General features: G+C 37.8%; 5 protein-coding genes. 1 reads left to right on the top strand and 4 read right to left on the bottom strand.

Translation table 11 applies throughout. The features are described from left to right. Positions 1 to 621: MFS transporter (locus B2X72_RS03420; RefSeq protein WP_286848267.1), on the bottom strand; the 621-nt coding region annotated here is incomplete at its 3' end. 118 nt (positions 622 to 739) lie between these two features. On the opposite strand from B2X72_RS03420, the gene B2X72_RS03415 reads away from it, so the two are divergent. Beyond that, positions 740 to 1078 (top strand): winged helix-turn-helix transcriptional regulator, encoded by a 339-nt coding sequence (locus B2X72_RS03415; protein WP_088161659.1) that lies wholly within the window; start codon positions 740 to 742, stop codon positions 1076 to 1078. A gap of 4 nt (positions 1079 to 1082) precedes the next feature. Here the strand turns inward: B2X72_RS03415 and B2X72_RS03410 are convergent, their stop codons facing one another. Genes B2X72_RS03410 through B2X72_RS03400 form a run of 3 tightly spaced genes read right to left on the bottom strand, consistent with a single transcriptional unit; the run spans position 1083 to position 3021 of the window. Beyond that, the gene (locus B2X72_RS03410) at positions 1083 to 1751 is read right to left on the bottom strand and encodes an EamA family transporter (protein ID WP_280176842.1); all 669 of its coding nucleotides are present in this window, start codon (positions 1749 to 1751) and stop codon (positions 1083 to 1085) included. A gap of 17 nt (positions 1752 to 1768) precedes the next feature. Beyond that, positions 1769 to 1993: an EamA family transporter gene (locus B2X72_RS03405; RefSeq protein WP_208734063.1), complete on the bottom strand. Its 225-nt coding sequence runs from the start codon at positions 1991 to 1993 to the stop codon at positions 1769 to 1771. Positions 1994 to 2028: 35 nt separating this feature from the next. Next, complete coding sequence (locus tag B2X72_RS03400) at positions 2029 to 3021, bottom strand: 2-hydroxyacid dehydrogenase (protein ID WP_286848266.1); 993 nt, start codon at positions 3019 to 3021, stop codon at positions 2029 to 2031. Positions 3022 to 3315: the final 294 nt, after the last annotated feature.

Here is a 3315-nt window from a genome sequence, read left to right as displayed (position 1 = left end):
CGTTATCATAGGGATAAAAGAGATCTTAGATTTTCCAGTAACTTGATCATTGAATGTATAGCGATAGACAGCAAAGCAGGCAAGTACCCCAATGGGAACATTGATCAAAAAAATAAGACGCCAACTTTCATGTATCCAAGTCTGATCCGGAAGAATTCCGCCTAATAATTGACCTATTACTGAGGCAATACCTGCTATGCTTCCATAGATACCCAAAGCCATCGATCGCTTCTCCGGATTTTCAAAAAGTAACGTGATCAATGCGATGCCCTGTGGAACCATAAGTCCAGAGCTAATCCCCTGGATCAATCTTCCGGCCAATAAAATGTAAAGATTATTGGCTAAGCCACATACAAGGGAGGCTACAGTAAAACAAGCCATCCCAATTAAATATAATTTCTTCTTTCCATAATGATTTCCGGCATTCCCAGCATTGATTAGAAGACTTGCATACCCAATAATATAAAGTATTATAATCCATTGCGTATCACTGTCTCGTAGATGTAGTCCATGTTGAATTGTGGGAAGGGAAACATTAATAATAAAGAGATCTATGACAAATAGAAATATACCAGTTGAAAGGAGGAAAATATGAAGTAAATCTTTAATTTGAAAGCGCATATAGAAAGTTTTTAATAATTTTATGGTTAAAAATAGCTTGGATATTTTCTACAATCAAGTAGTTATAAATTATGTACTTGGTATGTTTTTATGAACTAATGGTCAGTATGAGGTGATTATGAATGAAAAAAAAAGTGAAAATTTTGGCGCCTGCTGTGATGTCAATGGAATTTTTAAGATAATAGGTGGAAAATGGAAAGTTTCGCTCATTAAGGCTGTTGCTAAACAATGCCCCAAAAGATTTGGTGAGCTACGACGGGAAATGGAAGATCTGGCACAAACGACATTGACTGTTCAGCTCCGTGAGCTCGAACGCGATGGTATTTTATGTAGACAGATTTACGCTGAATCTCCACCACGCGTGGAATATAAACTCAGCGAATTAGGTAAAACTTTACTACCCGTCATTGAAAGACTTGATGAGTGGTGGTCAGATTACAAGCGCGAAAGGGGATAGGCATTTAGCTTATCCTTTTTCGCTCCTCATTTTTGGTGATGCCCAATAAGACTATTGTACCGATAATACAAAAAGTGCCGATCCAGTCTGTTTCTCTAAATGGTGTATTTAACCACAAGACAGCTAATAGGGCCGCCGATAAGGGTTCGGCAGAAGCTAGAAGACTTGTCTTTTGTCCACCAATAAGCTTAACTGCTGTTAGATAAGCATAAAAAGGGATTAGTGTGCCGAAGACAACAATAAAAGCAGTGTAGCTATAGGTATATATATCCCAGATTCCATCAATTTCCCAAGGAGGTTTGACAAAGCAAAAAACGAGACCTCCCAATAGCATTCCCCAACCGATAACTATTGCCGCATTATACTTGTTTAACAAGTGGATTGGTTGTAGTGTATAAAAAGCAAGCGTAACAGCTGACATCAAACCAAAAAATAATGCGAGAGGAGAAATCGACAGGGAACCAAAATTCCCATGTGTGACTAAAAGAAATGTGCCCAGTATAGCTAAAAGTATGGCCAGGCAGGCAACTTTCGAAGGGAATTTTCTCTTGTTCAACGCCATATAGATTGCGATCAGGACCGGACCTGTATATTGTAGCACAGTTGCGGTAGCAGCGTTGGAATAATTTATGGCGGCAAAATAAGTATATTGGACGGCTAATACACCAAAAATACTGAATAGAAGAAGTGCTAAACTATTTTACGATGACGCCAAATCTGCCAAATCTCATTTTTCTTGTGCATTCCCGCCAAAAGCAATAATACAATGCCTGTCACAAGCATTCTTACCGTAATAAGCCATTCTACGTTAACTGCCCTTTTTTGAAAAAGAAATTGGCCAAAAGTACCCGATACACCCCAAAGAATAGCCGCCCCGATTGCCAAGAGGAATCCTTTCAAAACATGGTTTTTCATTGTTTTATCCGAAATAAATTTGATATTAAGTCTTGCTATAGCAAGACTTCTGCGTCAGTGATCCCTTTGGTTGATAGGTCGGAGATGCTTCGAAGCGTTCTTTGAGAAATTTCTGTTAATGCTTCTGTTGTGAAAAAAGCTTGATGCGCCGTAACCAAAACATTCGGATAACTCATCAATAATTGTATTGTTTCATCTTCAATAATTGTTGTCGATAAGTCTTTAAAAAACAACTTTTCCTCTTGTTCATAAACGTCAATACCTAATAAGCCAATTTTTCGTTCTTTAAGCGCTTTAATAGCATCATTGGTATTGATTAGATTGCCTCTGCTTGTATTAATAATTGTCACCCCATCTTTCATCTTGTCCAATGACTCCTTATTAATGAGATAGTGGTTCTCGGGAGTAAGCGGGCAATGAAGAGAAATAATATCTGATTCTTTGAAGACTTCATCCAACGATCTGTAATTGACACCTTGTGCTGTAAGCTGCTGGTCTGGGTATAAATCATAAACAATTACATTTGCCCCAAATCCCAATGCGATTTTGATAAAAGCCTTTCCAATTTTTCCAGTACCAATAACGCCAATTTTTTTCTGATGGAGATTAAATCCCAAAAGTCCATTCAATGCAAAATTTTGCTCCCGTACGCGATTATAGGCTTTATGTGTTTTACGATTCAATGTCAATAACATGGCCATGGTGTGTTCAGCGACCGCTTCAGGGGAATAGGCGGGCACCCGACAAACTTTTATCCCAAATTCCCTGGCAGCTTCCAGATCAACGTTATTAAAGCCAGCGCAGCGTAAGGCGATCAGCTCAACACCTTTTTGAGCAAGTACTTCAATAACTTGTCGGTTGAGTTTATCATTGACAAATGCGCAGACTACCTTCTCATCTTCAATAGCATTGACAATGTGTGGACCTAAATGCGTTTCATAAAAATTGAACTGAAAGCCATAGGTGCTGTTTTCTTGCTCAAAGAATAATTTGTCGTATGGTTTTGTCGAAAAGAAAGCGATTTTCATAAAATTGTTTGTTACGTAATACTATAGAATAAATATACGGTATAAATCGCTTATTTGGTACCGCAATGCAGGATGATTTTCTAGTATTATAGTATAATTTGTTTTAAAATAGCTTAAATTAGAACAATCACATGAAAGCTATTTTAGTTGAATCTTAAGCATATTAATTACTTCCGATATGAAATGGTCAAATCAAATTACACAATTAATAGGTATTGATTATCCGATTATCCAAGCTCCCATGTTTGGTGTTACCACACCAGAAATGGTCATTGCAGCATCGCGTGCCGGAGC

It is taken from the genome of Sphingobacterium sp. UBA7253, from assembly GCF_002472745.1.
GTDB classification, from domain to species: Bacteria; Bacteroidota; Bacteroidia; order Sphingobacteriales; family Sphingobacteriaceae; genus Sphingobacterium; species Sphingobacterium siyangense.
This window is presented reverse-complemented; position numbering and strand designations above follow the sequence as displayed.